The sequence below is a fragment of the Micromonospora sp. SYSU B005 genome (genome assembly GCF_055362685.1).
The window spans coordinates 926,213-940,168 of record NZ_JAXCFU010000001.1; the positions used below are offsets into that span (position 1 = coordinate 926,213).

12 protein-coding genes are annotated in these 13,956 nt (G+C 73.9%); 4 read left to right on the forward strand and 8 right to left on the reverse strand.

What is annotated here, in order from left to right; translation table 11 throughout:
- Positions 1-8: 8 nt before the first annotated feature.
- Complete coding sequence (locus tag SM452_RS04465) at positions 9-608, forward strand: hypothetical protein (protein ID WP_463839332.1); 600 nt, start codon at positions 9-11, stop codon at positions 606-608.
- Positions 609-611: 3 nt separating this feature from the next.
- Here SM452_RS04465 and SM452_RS04470 read toward each other — a convergent pair whose 3' ends face one another.
- Complete coding sequence (locus SM452_RS04470; protein WP_463839388.1) at positions 612-1,175, reverse strand: hypothetical protein; 564 nt, start codon at positions 1,173-1,175, stop codon at positions 612-614.
- Between the two features lie 213 nt (positions 1,176-1,388).
- Between SM452_RS04470 and SM452_RS04475 the strand changes: the two genes are divergently transcribed.
- The gene (locus SM452_RS04475) at positions 1,389-3,971 is read left to right on the forward strand and encodes an FtsK/SpoIIIE domain-containing protein (protein ID WP_463839389.1); all 2,583 of its coding nucleotides are present in this window, start codon (positions 1,389-1,391) and stop codon (positions 3,969-3,971) included.
- Entirely contained in the window at positions 3,968-4,669 is a 702-nt protein-coding gene (locus tag SM452_RS04480; RefSeq protein ID WP_355511578.1) for a hypothetical protein, read from the forward strand. The genes SM452_RS04475 and SM452_RS04480 overlap by 4 nt, the downstream gene beginning before the upstream one ends.
- Before the next feature lie 53 nt (positions 4,670-4,722).
- On the opposite strand, the gene folE is transcribed toward SM452_RS04480, so the two are convergent.
- From folE to SM452_RS04500, 4 genes are all read right to left on the reverse strand, one after another.
- Positions 4,723-5,340: a GTP cyclohydrolase I FolE gene (gene folE, locus SM452_RS04485; protein WP_013288986.1), complete on the reverse strand. Its 618-nt coding sequence runs from the start codon at positions 5,338-5,340 to the stop codon at positions 4,723-4,725.
- Between the two features lie 86 nt (positions 5,341-5,426).
- Positions 5,427-7,439, reverse strand: coding sequence for an ATP-dependent zinc metalloprotease FtsH (gene ftsH, locus SM452_RS04490; RefSeq protein ID WP_135242355.1), 2,013 nt, complete (start codon positions 7,437-7,439; stop codon positions 5,427-5,429).
- A 433-nt stretch (positions 7,440-7,872) separates the two neighbouring features.
- On the reverse strand, positions 7,873-8,448 hold the full coding sequence (gene hpt, locus SM452_RS04495) for a hypoxanthine phosphoribosyltransferase (protein ID WP_013288988.1): 576 nt from the start codon (positions 8,446-8,448) through the stop codon (positions 7,873-7,875).
- A gap of 99 nt (positions 8,449-8,547) precedes the next feature.
- Positions 8,548-8,685, reverse strand: a complete 138-nt coding sequence (locus SM452_RS04500) for a hypothetical protein (protein WP_018786602.1) — start codon at positions 8,683-8,685, stop codon at positions 8,548-8,550.
- A 150-nt stretch (positions 8,686-8,835) separates the two neighbouring features.
- Here SM452_RS04500 and SM452_RS04505 point away from each other — a divergent pair, with 150 nt between their 5' ends.
- Complete coding sequence (locus SM452_RS04505) at positions 8,836-9,795, forward strand: GlxA family transcriptional regulator (RefSeq protein ID WP_355511575.1); 960 nt, start codon at positions 8,836-8,838, stop codon at positions 9,793-9,795.
- Positions 9,796-10,036: 241 nt separating this feature from the next.
- On the opposite strand, the gene tilS is transcribed toward SM452_RS04505, so the two are convergent.
- The 3 genes from tilS to dacB all read right to left on the reverse strand — a co-directional run bounded on the left by tilS (position 10,037) and on the right by dacB (position 13,787).
- Positions 10,037-10,966 carry a tRNA lysidine(34) synthetase TilS gene (tilS, locus tag SM452_RS04510; protein WP_463839390.1) on the reverse strand — a complete coding sequence of 310 codons (930 nt, stop codon included), beginning with the start codon at positions 10,964-10,966 and terminating at the stop codon, positions 10,037-10,039.
- Positions 10,967-11,138: 172 nt separating this feature from the next.
- A complete protein-coding gene (locus SM452_RS04515; protein ID WP_120574100.1) occupies positions 11,139-12,206 on the reverse strand; it encodes a zinc-dependent metalloprotease in 1,068 nt (355 codons plus the stop codon).
- A gap of 66 nt (positions 12,207-12,272) precedes the next feature.
- Positions 12,273-13,787: a D-alanyl-D-alanine carboxypeptidase/D-alanyl-D-alanine endopeptidase gene (gene dacB / locus SM452_RS04520; RefSeq protein WP_436798911.1), complete on the reverse strand. Its 1,515-nt coding sequence runs from the start codon at positions 13,785-13,787 to the stop codon at positions 12,273-12,275.
- Positions 13,788-13,956 lie beyond the last annotated feature (169 nt).

The window sequence follows — 13,956 nt, forward strand, 5'->3', positions numbered from 1 at the left end:
CCGGGCGGATGAGCAACCCCCTGCCCGACCCGTTCGCCGACCGGCCCGACTGGGCGCCACTCCCGCCCCGGCCGGTGGAGACCGTGCCCGCCACCGGCGGTACCGAGCTGCGCGGCCGCCGCGTGCTCGTGGGCCTGCCCGGCCTCGGCTGGCGTGGCGACCTGCGGGCCGACGAGCGGGTGGTGCAGGGCAGCCGCACCTACGTACCGGTGATCCCGGAACACGAGTGGTACCGGGCCGAGGCCGAACAGGTGGAGGTGTTCGCGCCGCTGGTACCTGTGGAGCGGGTCTGGGTGGAGACCATCGGTGAGCGGCAGCCGGCGGCCGGGACGATCGCCCCGGGTCTCCGGCTGGTCTCGCTGGACGTGCCGGAACGCCGGCCGCCCACACCGGTGTTCGAGGCCGACGCGGTGACCGGGCGGCGCGTGGTGCACGTGGACAACGGCGTGGAACGGCGCGACCTGCGTGCCGTCACCGAGACCTACTCCGGCGCGGACGGCGACATCTGCGTGCGGGTGGCCCCGGAACTGGAGTGGTACCGGTGGGCCTGGCGCGGCCAGGCACCGACCACGTTGGAGGTGCCGGTGCACCTGCTCTGGCTGGAGTAGGCCTCAGCCGACCTTACTCGCACCGCAGACGCGCCAGCCGTCTTTGTTGTCCGTCAAGTCGAATCGCCACGTTTCCCGACGGCTGCTTACCGATTGGCCATCCTTCGAGCTGGAGATGGCAAGTGTCGTGGTAACCGATTCGCCCGATCCATTGTCGTCCTGGAGCAACGGGCCCCAGCTCACTTTGATCGAGACGCCGAAGTTGGCCTCGCGCTGCTCAAGCTCGGTCCTGAGATCACGCATGCCACCGGTCCCGTCACTGTCGTTACAAGTGAATTCCTGGGCCTTCGTGTCGTTCCGGTCGATAAGGTAGGCCCGGATGTAGTTGGCAACGACGACGTCGGGGGCGCTTCGGTCCGGGGCGGTTGCGCGGTCGTACAGCACGAACCCGACCACCCCGCCGACGGTGCACAGCACCGCCAGCACACCCGCGACGACAGCGAGCACTGTGCGCACCGGACGCTTTTGGCGTACCGGTGCGGGAGCAGGCGCGGGGGGCGCCAACTGCTCCGGCGGGGTTCGCTGCGCCGGTACTCGGGACACCTGGGAACCGGCGGGGGGCTGCACTGATTCCACCTCCTGAGGCTATCGGCTGCGCCGCGCGTACCCAATGCCTGGAACCGGCGGATCGTGGCGAACCGCCGGGCGGACACCGACCGGCGGCGGGGTGAGGCTGCTCACCGCCGACCAGCTCACCGCGCCGACCGACATCCCGGTGGACGGCCGCCGCCTGGGTTACCGTCACACCTCGGGGAGGACATGTCGGCCTCGGAAAGAGAGGTGGACGCGGTGGCGACTCCGAAGGCGCGCGCCGGCCGGGCCGCCGCGCTGCACCGCCGGGCCGAGGCCGCCGCGACGGCGGCGGCGGGCATCCTCGACGAGATCCGGCCCGCGCCGGCCGACCACCACCGGCAGTACGAGCTGGCCGAGCGCCTGCGAGCGGCGGCCGACGTGGCGGCGCCCGGTTGGGCAGGCGGGCCGCTGGAAGCGCTGAGCGCGACGACGCCTCCCGGTGACGGCCTGCCGCCGCTGGTCCGGGTGGGCACGGCCGCGCCGCTCGACGACGCCCGCTTCCCCGCGTTGGTGCCGCTGCTCGGCAGCGGCCACCTGAGCCTCGACGCCGACGCCTCGGACGCCCGGGTGGCCGGGCTGCTCCGCGCGCTGCTGCTGCGTGTGTTCGCTGCGACGCCGGCGGGAGCGCTGCTGGCTCGCGCGGTGGACGGCGGTTCCGGTGACACCTTCGCCGGGTACGCGCCGCTCGCCGACGCCGGCCTGCTGCCCCCGCCCGCCACCGACCTCGCCGGGATGCGTGCGGTGCTGGCCGAGGCGGAGCAGTGGGTCGCGGCCGGCACGGCCCGGCAGCGCGGGCACGACCGGACGCTGCTGCTCATAGTCGCCGCGCTGCCAGAGGGTACGACCACCGCCGACCTGGACCGGCTCGCCGGGCTGGCCGAGGGCGGGCCGCGCGCCGGGCTGCATCTGGTGCTCGCCGGCTGGCCGGACGGCGGCCCGCTGCCGCGCGCCACAGCGGTCACTGTTCGCACCGCGTACGCGCTGGTCGGTGACCCGCCCGGCGCCGGCTTCAGCAGTCCGGGCGCCGAGCCGCCGGGCGGGTTGAACTCGCCGGTGTTCCTCGACGAGGATCCGCCCGCCGACCTGGTCGCCGCTGTCTGCGCGCGGTTGGCCCGGCAGATCGAGGACGGCTCCCGTCTCTCCCTTCGTGACCTGCTGCCTGCCGACGGCTTCTGGACGGCCGGCTCGGCCGACGGGCTGAGCACCACTGTGGGTGACGCCGCCGGGCGTCCGGTCAGCCTGGGCTTCACCGAGCTGACCCCGCACTGGCTGGTCAGCGGCCGGGGTCAGGCGGGGCGGTCGGCGTTCCTGACCGACGCGTTGTTCGGCCTCGCCGCCCGGTACGGCCCGGACGAGCTGGCGCTCTACCTGGCCGACCTGGCCGACGGCGAGTCGTTCGTGGAGTTCCTCCAGACCGAGCGGGACCGCTCCTGGGTGCCGCAGGTGCGTGCCGCCGGGATGGCCGCCGACCGGGAGTACGTGGCCGACCTGTTCGGCGAACTGGAGGCGGAGCTGCGCCGGCGCGAGGAGGCGTCCCGGCGGGCCGGTGGGCAGCGTTACGCCGAGCTGCGGCAGCACCAGCCGCTCCCCCGGATCGTCTGCGTGGTCGACAACTTCCCGCTGGCGCTGCGCGAGCGGGACCGGCTCGCCGCCGACCTGCTGGCCCGGCTGGACGCGCTCGCCCGCGCCGGCCGGTCGTACGGGATCCACCTGGTGCTGGCCGGCGAGGGTGACCTGGGCATCGGCGGCCCGCGCGACCCGCTGCTCGGCCAGTTCCCGGTGCGGGTGGCGCTGCCCGGCGGCTCGGCGGTGCTGGAACCGGCGAACGACTCGGCGGCCGGGCTGCCGGTGGGCAGCGCGGTGGTGAACACGGCGGGTGGTCTGGGCGGTCCGCGCGGCGCGACCCGGGGGCACGAGCGGATGATCCGTTTCCCGGATCCGTACGAGGATCCCGAGGTCCTGACCGACCTGCGGCGACGGCTCTGGGAGACGCGGGGCGAGTCGGCGACGCCGCCCGTGGTCTTCGCCGGGTACGCCCGCCCGCTGCTCGCCAACGACCCCCGGCACCGGGCCGCGCTGGCCGGGCGGACCCACGCGCCCGCCGCGTTGCTGGGCCGGGCGGTGGACGTGCGACGGTCCACGGTGACGGTGCCGCTGGGGCCGGGCGCGGGGCGGAACCTGGCCGTCCTGGGCCGGGACGAGGAGGCCGAGCGGCTGCTGGTCACTGCGGTACGCAGCGCGGCTGCGGCGCATCCGGGCTCGGCCCGGTTCGTGCTCGCGCCGCTGGCGAACGGCTCGGCCGAGCCGGCCGGGGTGCTCGCCGCCGATCTTGCCGGACGGCACCGGGTGGAGACCGTCGACGCCGCCGGGCTGCGGACCGCGATGGACTCGGACGAGCCGGGCTACCTGGTGGTGTTCGGGCTGGACGTGCCGGACGCCACCGAACTGCCGCCCGACCTGCTGCGGACGCTGCTGCTGGAGGGCCCGCCGGCCGGGCGGCACCTGCTCGGCTGGTGGCGGACACCAGCACCGCTGGCCGGACTGCTCGGCCCGGAGGGCGAGGTGGACAAGCTCACCGCCGTGGCGGTCACCGACGTGCCGGGCGGCCGGCTGGAGCAGCTCTTCGACCGTCCGGTCTGGTGGCGGCCCCGCCCCGGTCGCGCGGTGCTCTGGGACGGCCCGGACGAGCAGGGCACCGTCTTCGTGCCCTTCGGCACGGCCGAAGTGGCGACCGCGCGGGTCGAGCCGGACCCGCGGGCGGCGGGCCGCACCGGGGAGGGGGCCGCATGAGCGAGACCGGCACGACCGTACCGGGACCCCGCGCGGGTGGCCCGACCACAGTGGCGGACCCCGCCGAGTCGGCCTGGGCGGAGTACGTCGCTGCCGCGCGGGCGCTCGACGGGGTACGCCGCGCGGCGGCCACCGCCGCCGGGGAGCAGGCGAGGTCGGTGGCCGCGGCCCGCGAGGAGCTGACAGCGGTACGGGAACGGCTGGCGCCGCAGCAGTCCCGGCTGCGTGATCTGGGCGTACCGGCGATGTCGCTGGTCCCGACGCCGCCGGAGGTGACCGAGGCGGCCCGGTCGATGGCGGGCGGGCCGTCGGCGGTGCTGGCGGCGCTGCGCGCGGCCGGGGACTGGGCGGACGCGGCGGACGACACGTTGAGCGCGCGCGGCCTGCCGCGGCTGGCCCGGTGGCCGTCCCGGCCCCGCAACCTGCTCGTGTACGGGCCGCTGGCGCTCGTGGTGCCGCTGCTCCAGCTGCTGCTGTACGCGGTCGCCGGCCCGGGGCCGGTCACAGTGCTGGCGCTGCTCGTGGGGCTGCCGCTGCCGGCTGTCGCGTTCATGCTGGGCTGGCTCGCGGTGGGGCGGATCTTCCGCCCGCGGCCCACCGACCGGGTGGACCGGACGCCCCGATTCGGCGCCCTGGTCTGCCTGGTCCCGGCGGTGCTCACCGCCGCCGGACTGCTGCTCGCCATGCTGCCCGACTGACGACGGCCGCGCCTCCCGGGCGGGAGTACGCGGCCGTCGGTGCCGGTCGAGGGTCAGCGGGCCATGATCAGCGCCATCGCCTCGGCCCGAGACTTCGCGTCGTTCTGCAGGCCGCCGCGCACGGCGGACGTGATGGTCTTCGCGCCCGACTTCTGGATGCCGCGCATCGCCATGCACATGTGCTCGCACTCCAGCACCACGATCACACCGCGCGGGGCGAGGCTGGACATCAGCAGGTCGGCGATCTGCGAGGTGAGCCGCTCCTGCACCTGCGGCCGGCGGGCGAACACCTCGACCAGCCGGGCCAGCTTCGACAGGCCGGTGATCCGGCCGTCCGGGCCGGGGATGTAACCGATGTGCGCGCTGCCCCGGAACGGCAGCAGGTGGTGCTCGCAGAGGCTCATCACGTCGATGTCCCGGACGAGCACCAGTTCCTCGTGGTTGGCCTCGAACGTGGTGCGGAGCACCTGGGCCGGGTCGACACGCAGGCCGGCGAAGAGTTCGGCGTACGCGCGGGCGACCCGGGCCGGCGTCTGCTGGAGGCCGTCGCGGTCCGGGTCCTCGCCGACCGCGATGAGGATCTCGCGGACCGCCTTCTCGATCCGGGCGAGGTCGACGCTGTCCTCCACCGGGCCGCCGGTGAGCTTGCCGCTGATCAGGCGTGCGGCCACGTAGTCGAGCGCGTCGTCCCCGTCGGGCTCGGTCGCGGAGACGGCCGGCTCCCTGTGGTGGGAACCGGCCGTCGTCGGATCGCTGTTCAGTGCGTACCGTCCGAGTTGTTGCTGGAACCACCGATCGAGGCGGCGGCGTCGGCGCGGGCCTGCGCGGCCAGCGCCTCCTTCTCGGCCGGGGTGAGCACCGGCGGCTCGGTGGAGGGCTGACGCTTGCCGAAGCCGTGGTACGGCGCCATCGGCGGGCGCTTGACCACACGCGCGCAGATCCGGGCCATGTCGGCGGTGGAGAGCGTCTCCTTCTCCATCAGCTCCAGGACCATGTTGTCCAGGACGTCCCGGTATTCCACCAGGATCTCCCAGGCCTCGTCGTGGGCCAGCTCGATCAGCGCACGCATCTCGCCGTCGATCTCGGCCGCCACCGCGTCGGAGTAGTCCCGCTCGTGGCCCATGTTGCGGCCGAGGAACGGCTCGTCGCCGCTGGTGCCGTACTTGATCGCACCGAGCTTGGAGCTCATGCCGTACTGCGTGATCATCGCGCGGGCCAGCTGCGTGGCCTTCTCGATGTCGTTGCCGGCGCCGGTGGTCGGCTCGTGGAAGACCAGTTCCTCGGCCGCCCGGCCACCCAGCGCGTACGCCAGGGTGTCGATCATCTCGGCCCGGGTCTGGGTGTACTTGTCCTCCGTGGGGAGCACGAGCGTGTGACCCAGCGAGCGACCCCGGGACAGGATGGTCACCTTGTGCACCGGCGCGGCGTGCGGCAGCGCCCAGGCGACCAGCGCGTGCCCACCCTCGTGGTACGCGGTGATCTTCTTCTCCTGGTCGCTCATCACCCGGGTCCGGCGCTGCGGGCCGGCGATCACCCGGTCGATCGACTCCTCCAGGGAGTCGTTGGTGATCGCCCGCTGCTCCTTACGAGCGGTGAGCAGCGCGGCCTCGTTGATCACGTTGGCCAGGTCGGCGCCGCTGAAGCCCGGGGTACGCCGGGCGACCGCGTCGAGGTCGACGTCGGGCGTGAACGGCTTGCCCTTGGCGTGCACCCGCAGGATGGCCTTGCGGCCCTCCATGTCGGGGGCGTCGACCGGGATCTGCCTGTCGAACCGGCCCGGACGCAGCAGCGCCGGGTCGAGGATGTCCGGCCGGTTGGTGGCGGCGATCAGGATGACGCCGCCCTTGGTGTCGAAGCCGTCCATCTCGACAAGCAGCTGGTTGAGCGTCTGCTCCCGCTCGTCGTGACCGCCGCCCATGCCGGCGCCGCGGTGGCGGCCGACGGCGTCGATCTCGTCGACGAAGACGATCGCCGGAGCGTTCGACTTGGCCTGCTCGAACAGGTCGCGGACGCGGCTGGCACCGACACCGACGAACATCTCGACGAAGTCGGAGCCGGAGATGGAGTAGAAGGGCACCCCGGCCTCGCCGGCGACCGCGCGGGCCAGCAGCGTCTTGCCGGTACCGGGCGGGCCGAACAGCAGCACGCCCTTCGGGATCTTGGCGCCCAGGGCCTGGTATTTCGCCGGGTTCTGCAGGAAGTCCTTGATCTCGTGCAGTTCCTCGACGGCCTCGTCCGCACCCGCGACATCAGCGAAGGTGGTCTTCGGCGTGTCCTTGGTGATCATCTTCGCCTTGGACTTGCCGAAGTTGAGCACCCGGGAGCCGCCGCCCTGCATCTGCGACATGAAGAACAGCAGCAGGAGCACGAGCAGCGCGATAGGAAGCAGGTTGACCAGCAGGCTGACCCAGATGCTGTCCGACGACACCTTGGTGTCGACCGGGCCGGTGATGCGGTCCGCCGCCTCGGCCTCGCGTACCTGGTTCCAGACCTGGCCGCCGACCTCGTACGGGAACTGCGCCTCGATCTTGTCAGTGGTGGTGTCGCCGTCGAACTTGGCCTTGTCCTTCAGGTCGAGCTGGAGCGTCTGCTCCTTGTCCTGGAAGACGACCTTCTCGATGCCACCCTTGTTGAGCTGGTCGAGCGCGACGGACGTGTCCACCCGGTGGTAGCTGGGACCAGCGGTGAACAGTTGACTGAGCACAACGGCGCCGAGGATGACCAGGATGATCCAGACCACCGGTCGGCGGAAGAAACGCGTACGTTCCATGCTGTAGTCGGGTGCCGAGGCGCCCGCATCCTCCTGATCGACGTCCTGACCGTCTGAATGGTGTCGCCGCCTTGAGCGGCAGCCGGGGCCGCCGTGCGGGCCGGCCCGACCCCCGGGGCACGCAAACTGCCGCACCACGGTCATTCGACGGTACACCGTGCGCGCGAGGAGTGAGCTTGCGAGCCCCGCAGTCGCGCACATCCGGAACCTCGGCGCGCGCGACGAGTGAGCTTGCGAGCCCGGCACTTACGCGTAGGGCGAACCCGGGTTCGAGCCGGCGTGGCGGGGAGCTCCCACCCGGCCCGCCCACACCGCACGGTCACGCGGTTCGAGGGGCCGGGCGTGGAGGGTGCCTCCACGTCACCGACTCCTACCGTAGACCGGAAGACTGAGAGCCCGCTGAATGTCAGCTGACGAAGGGCTCGGCAAAGCCTCAGGCCCGCGCGTACACCTCGGGCTTGAGCACCCCGACGTAGGGCACCTCGCGGTACCGCTCGCCGAAGTCGAGCCCGTAGCCAACGACGAACTCGGTGGGAATGTCGAACCCGACGTACTTGACCGGGACCTGCACCTTGACCGCGTCCGGCTTGCGGAACAGCGCGACCACCTCGACGCTGGCCGCGGAGCGCGACTCCAGGTAGCGCAGCAGCCAGGACAGCGTCAGACCGGAGTCGACGATGTCCTCGACGACCACCACGTGGCGGCCGGCGATGTCCCGGTCCAGGTCCTTGAGGATGCGGACCACGCCGGACGAGGTGGTGCCCTGGCCGTAGGACGAGACGGCCATGAACTCCAGCTCGGCGGGCGGGCCCTGGCGGCCCAGCGCGCGGGCGAAGTCGGCCATGAACATGACCGCTCCCTTGAGCACACACACGAGCAGCAGGCCGTCCTCGACGTGGGCGTAGTCCGCCGAGACCTGCTTGGCCAGCTCCGCGGTCTTGTCGCGGATCTGCGCCTCCGAGATGATCACGTGGTCGATGTCGGCGTCGTACCAGGAGCCGTCAGCCATGCTCCTAGCCTGCCGTACGCCCCCGCGCCGCCGTCGGCGGGGCCGCCCCTTTTGGCGCGGTCCCGCCGGGGATTTTCGGCGCGAACTGAATAAATCACCTCAGCAGGTACGGGAGCGCCAGCGCTGCCCGTCGTCGCTCGGCTTCCAGTCGGCCGAGTCGCGGGTGTCGGCGGTGAACCCGAAGGCGCTGGCGCCGACGAGGAGGAGCAGGAACAGCAGAAGCAGCAGAACGGTCATGGCGGCGCTCGCTTTCGCATGGTTGAGACTGTTTTCGCCGCCGGTGCGCACCGGACACCATTGATTCTGCGGGCCACCGACCGATCCGGACAGTGGCAGGAATGTCACCGGGCATCGATTTCCTGCCACCTGTCGGGTTACCCTCGTCACATGCTCCGCTCGGTCGCCGTCATCGCCATGGACCAGGTCGCCGCGTTCGAACTCGGCGTGCTCGCCGAGGTCTTCGGCACCGACCGCACCGCCGACGACTTCCCCGGATACCGGTTCGACGTCTGCACCGCCGACGGCGGTGCGGTCCGCAGCCGCTCCGGGTTCCTGCTCAGCCCCACCGCCGACCTGGGCGCGGTCGAGGACGCCGACCTGGTGGCGGTGCCCGCGCACGCCGACGGCACCCCGGTACCCGAACCGGTGCTCGCCGCGCTGCGCCGCGCCGCCGACCGGGGCGCCTGGCTGCTCAGCGTCTGCGCCGGCGCGTTCGTCCTCGGCGAGGCGGGCATCCTCGACGGGCGCGACTGCACCACCCACTGGCGGTACACCGACGAGCTGCAGCGCCGCTTCCCGGCCGCCCGGGTCCAGTGCGACTCGCTCTACGTGCAGGACGACCGGCTGCTCACCAGCGCCGGCACCGCCGCCGGCATCGACGCCTGCCTGCATCTGGTACGCCAGGAGCACGGCTCCGCGGTGGCGACCCGGCTGGCCCGCCGGATGGTGGTGCCGCCGCACCGCGACGGCGGCCAGTCGCAGTACGTCGAGGCGCCGATCCCCAAGGCACCGGAGGCACCCACGCTGGAACCGGTGCTGGAATGGCTGATGGGACACCTGCGCCGGCAGGTGACGGTGGACGAGCTGGCGGCGCGCGCCGGGATGGCGCCTCGGACGTTCGCCCGCCGGTTCCGCGCCGAGACCGGCACCACTCCGCACGACTGGGTGACCAACCAGCGGGTGCTGCTGGCCCGGCACCTGCTGGAGGACACCACGCTGAGCGTGGAGGGCGTGGCCGAGCAGGCCGGCTTCGGCGACGCGGCGGCGCTGCGGCACCACTTCACCCGTCGCGTGGGCACCACCCCGCTGGCCTACCGCACCACTTTCCGAGACCGCCAGACCACCTGACCCACCCCGCCCCGCCCCGCCCCGCCGACCTCGCCCACCCCGGCCCACCCCGTCGATCATGAAGTTGACCGCACTTTCCCGCCCGTTTCCTCCCGGTCAACTTCATGATCGACGCCCCCGCCCGCCACCCCCTGGAGCGGTGATCAAGGAGTTTGCGGGCTGGAGAGGGCCGGAAAGTGACCAAAAGTCCTTGATCAACGGGACGGGGGACGGGCAAGGGCGGGGTGGGCGGGCGCGCGGGTCAGGGCAGGAGGTGGCCTGTGTGGCGGCGCACCTTGTGGTTGCCGGGTAGGTGCACCGGGCCCTGTCCGTGCCAGGCCGTGACCAGGGCGTCCAGCGCCGCCACGTGACTGTGCGACAGCGCGGCCGGCGTCGCGCCCAGCTCACGGGCCCAGGCGTGCAGCACCCGGGTACGGACGGCGGCCGGCAACCCGGCGAGCCCGGCTACGGACAGCCCACCGTCAGCGGTACGGACGTCGGCGAGCGCGGTGTCGGCGAGCGCGTCGAGCGCGGCGTTGTCGGCCGCGAGCAGCCCGGCGGTACGGGCCAGGTTCGCCACCACCCCCGGCCCCAGCGCGTCGACGAGTGCCGGCAGCGCGTCGGACCGGACCCGGGCCCGGGCGTACGCGGGGTCGGCGTTGTGCGGGTCCGCCCACGGGTCGAGCCCGAGCGCGGCGCAGGCGGCCCGGGTGTCGGCGCGCGTGACGTCGAGCAGCGGGCGGAGCAGGGATACCCCGTCGACGTCGCGCCGCTCCGGCATCCCGGACAGCCCGCGCGGTCCGGCGCCCCGGGCCAGCGCGAGCAGGACGGTCTCGGCCTGGTCGTCGCGCGTGTGCCCGAGCAGCACCCCGGCTGCGTCGTAGCGGCGGGCGACAGCGACCAGCGCCTCGTACCGGGCCTCGCGGGCGGCCGCCTCGGGTCCGCCGGGCCGGCCGTCCACGCGTACCGGAAGCACCTCGACCGGGTCGAGCCCTGCGGCGCGGGCCCAGCCGGCGACCGCCTCGGCCCGTTCGGCGGACCCGGCTTGCAGGCCGTGGTCGACTGTCACCAGGCCGGCCGGGCGCCCGAGCCGGGGGGCCACGAACGCGGTGGCGGCGGCGAGCGCGAGCGAGTCGGCCCCGCCGGAGCAGGCCACCAGCACCGGGCCGCCGCCGGGCAGGCCGGTCAGCATCCGGCGGACGGCGAGCCGCACCCCGGCGACGACGGGAGCGGGCGACGGCGAGCGGCGCGACCGAGCGCCGGAATCAGCCCGGCCCGCGGAAGAAGCCGAACCGAGCGGACCAGGGGAATCAGCCCAGCCCGCAGAATCAGCCGGATCGAGCGGCCCGGCCGGACCGGCCGGATCAGCCGACGGGCGGGGTGGCACCGGCGGGCCCGTGTACGCGCGACACCCAGGCGTCCGGGTCGCCCAGCTCGTCCAGGCGGGGCAGCGTCAGCGGGGACGAGAAGATCTTGTTGAAGCCCTGCATCCCCACCCGGTCGACGACGCCGTGCACGAACTTGCGGCCCTCGGCGTACTGGCGCATCTTGACCTCGATGCCGAGCAGCCGCCGGATCGCCTTCTCCAGCGGGTTGCCGGACTCGCGGCGGCGGTTGAACGCCGCCCGGATCGACTCGACGCTGGGGATGACCTGCGGGCCGACGCCGTCCATCACGAACTCGGCGTGGCCTTCCAGCAGCGTCATCAGCGCGGTCAGCCGGTCCAGCACGGCGCGCTGGGCCGGGGTCTGCACGATGTCCAGCACGCTGGCCCGGCTCTCCGGGTCCTTCACCGCGTCGGAGAGCGTCGCCACACCGCGGCGGAGCCGTTCCAGCAGGTGCTCGCCGCCCTGGGAGGCGTCCACGAACGCCTGCACCTCGCCGAGGAAGTACGCGCGCATCCACGGCACGGCGGTGAACTGGGTGCGGTGGGTGACCTCGTGCAGGCACACCCAGAGCCGGAAGTCGCGCGAGTCGGCGCCGAGCTTCCGCTCGACCTCGAGGATGTTCGGCGCCACCAGCAGCAGCTGGCCGGGGTCGCCGGCGAAGACCTCGTACTGGCCGAGCACGCGGCCGGAGAGGTACGCCAGCACGGTGCCGGCCTGCACACCTGTCACCCGGGAGCCGATCGCCTCGGTGAGCGCACCCGGCCGCTTGTCGCCGGAGAGGCGCTCGACCAGCGGGGAGACGACCTCACGCAGCCCGGCGATGTTCGCCGCCGCCCAGTCCCGGCGGTCGACCACGCGTACCGGCGGGTGCGCGACCTGCGCGCGCAGGCCGGTGTAGTCGGCGACGTGACCGGCCGCCTCGTCGGTCAGCCGGCGCAGGTCGCCGACCACGTCGGTGGCCTCGGCGTACGACACCCGGGGGCCCGACTTGCTCAGCGCCCCCGCTGTCGCGGCGGCCAGATCCCAGTCCACGAACTGCGCCATGAACCCACCGTACCCGCGCCGGAACACCCCCACCCGGGCTCGCGCCGGCCGATCGACGCCCGTCGGTCAGCGGCAGCCGCACCCGGCCAGCGCCGAGCTGATCCGGTCCAGCGCCGCCCGGGTCTCGTCCAGCGAGCCCTGGGTCCGGTCGGTGAGCACGGCGAACGTGAGCAGCCGGCCGTCGGCTGTGGTAACCGTGCCGGCGATCGCGTTGACGCCGCTCAGCGTGCCGGTCTTGGCCCGGACGACGCCCGCTCCGGCGCGGGTCGCCGCCGCCCGGTAGCGCTCGTCGAGCGTGCCGGACCAGCCGCCGACCGGCAGTCCGCCGAAGATCGCCGCGAGTTCGGGGTGGCTGCCGTTGCCGGCGAGCGTGATCAGGTCGGTGAGCAGCGAGGGGCTGATCCGGTTGGTGCGGGACAGCCCGCTGCCGTCGGCCAGGCTGATCTCGCCGGCGGGCAGGCCCAGCTCGCCGAGCACCTGGTCGGTGGCCGCCGCGCCGCCGACGAACGAGCCGGGCTTGCCCTTGGCGAGCGCCACCTGGCGGGCCATCGCCTCGGCGATCACGTTGTCGCTGTCGCTGATCATGATGTCGACCAGCCGGATCATCGGTAGGGACTCGACAGTGCCGAGTTCGGCGCCGGGGGCCGTACCCGTGGCGCCGGACGCGGCCGGCGCGGTGCCCCGGCTCACCGGGGCGGCGCCGCCGGTCAGGCCGAGCAACTTGGCGAACTGGCGGCCGGCGGTCAGGTCGGGCTGCGGCACCCGCTCGGCGGCGTGGTTGGTCTCCTCGGCGGTGCGCCGCGCCTCCGCCGCGTTCTTCCGGGCGCCGTCGGTCATCAGCGCGGTGATCGCCGCGCCGAAGCCGCCGGTGGGGATGTCGGCGTCCCAGCCGGGCTCGAAGACCGGGCCGCTGAACAGCGACGAGTCGACGATCACCTTGGTCGGGGCGGTGCCGCCGAGCGCGTCGCGCACCTGGGCGGCGAGGTCGTCCAGCCGGGCCGCGCCGGGGTAGAAGCCGTTCTTGTCCACGGCGAGCGTGGGGTCACCGCCGCCGACCAGGACCACCTCGCCCGGGTTGGTGCCGGCCACGGCCCGGGTCGGGATCCGGTAGGCGGGACCGCGCGCCGCGAGCACCGCCACCCCGGTCGCCAGCTTGGTCACCGAGGCGGGCACGGTGGGCGTGTCCTGGCCGCTGCCGTAGAGCGCCTGGCCGGTGCTCACGTCCGCCACCGACACGTGCACCCGGTCGCCGAGCGCGGCGGCGCGGACCAGCGGGTCGAGGGCGGTACGGATGCCGGCCTCGGTGGGCAGCGGGGCGTTGCCGTCCGGACCGGCCAGCACGGCCGGCGGCGTGGGCTCGGGCGGCGCGGCGACCGCCGTACCCGTGCTGTCGACATCGCCCAGCCACCCGGCGACCGGGCCGGGGCGCAGCACGGCGAGCCCGGCCACCGCCAGGGCCAGCACGAGCACGCAGGCGAGCGCCGCGACGAGCCGCAGGCGACGTCGCGGCCGGCCCGGGGGCGGCCCGGAGGGTGCGGGCGGCGCGGCGCCGACCGGTGGGACCGGCGGGCTGACCGGAATCGAGTCCGGCGCGCCGGGCCGGTTCAGCGCAGCCGTGGGATCGTGCGGCGGCCCGACGCGGGCCGAGCCGCTCGCCGGGCCGGAGCCGTGATGCAGCGGGCCGGGGCCGTGGTGGGGCGGGCCGACGCGGGCGGACCCGGTGGCCGGAGAGGGACGATGAGGGACGTTG

Bases quoted from the DNA above. Each gene is read 5' to 3' on its own strand.
- ftsH (WP_135242355.1), bottom strand. From the start codon at position 7,439: ATGGAACGTACGCGTTTCTTCCGCCGACCGGTGGTCTGGATCATCCTG.
- SM452_RS04465 (WP_463839332.1), top strand. From the start codon at position 9: ATGAGCAACCCCCTGCCCGACCCGTTCGCCGACCGGCCCGACTGGGCG.
- SM452_RS04505 (WP_355511575.1), top strand. From the start codon at position 8,836: ATGCTCCGCTCGGTCGCCGTCATCGCCATGGACCAGGTCGCCGCGTTC.
- SM452_RS04500 (WP_018786602.1), bottom strand. From the start codon at position 8,685: ATGACCGTTCTGCTGCTTCTGCTGTTCCTGCTCCTCCTCGTCGGCGCC.
- hpt (WP_013288988.1), bottom strand. From the start codon at position 8,448: ATGGCTGACGGCTCCTGGTACGACGCCGACATCGACCACGTGATCATC.
- SM452_RS04480 (WP_355511578.1), top strand. From the start codon at position 3,968: ATGAGCGAGACCGGCACGACCGTACCGGGACCCCGCGCGGGTGGCCCG.
- SM452_RS04515 (WP_120574100.1), bottom strand. From the start codon at position 12,206: ATGGCGCAGTTCGTGGACTGGGATCTGGCCGCCGCGACAGCGGGGGCG.
- tilS (WP_463839390.1), bottom strand. From the start codon at position 10,966: ATGCTGACCGGCCTGCCCGGCGGCGGCCCGGTGCTGGTGGCCTGCTCC.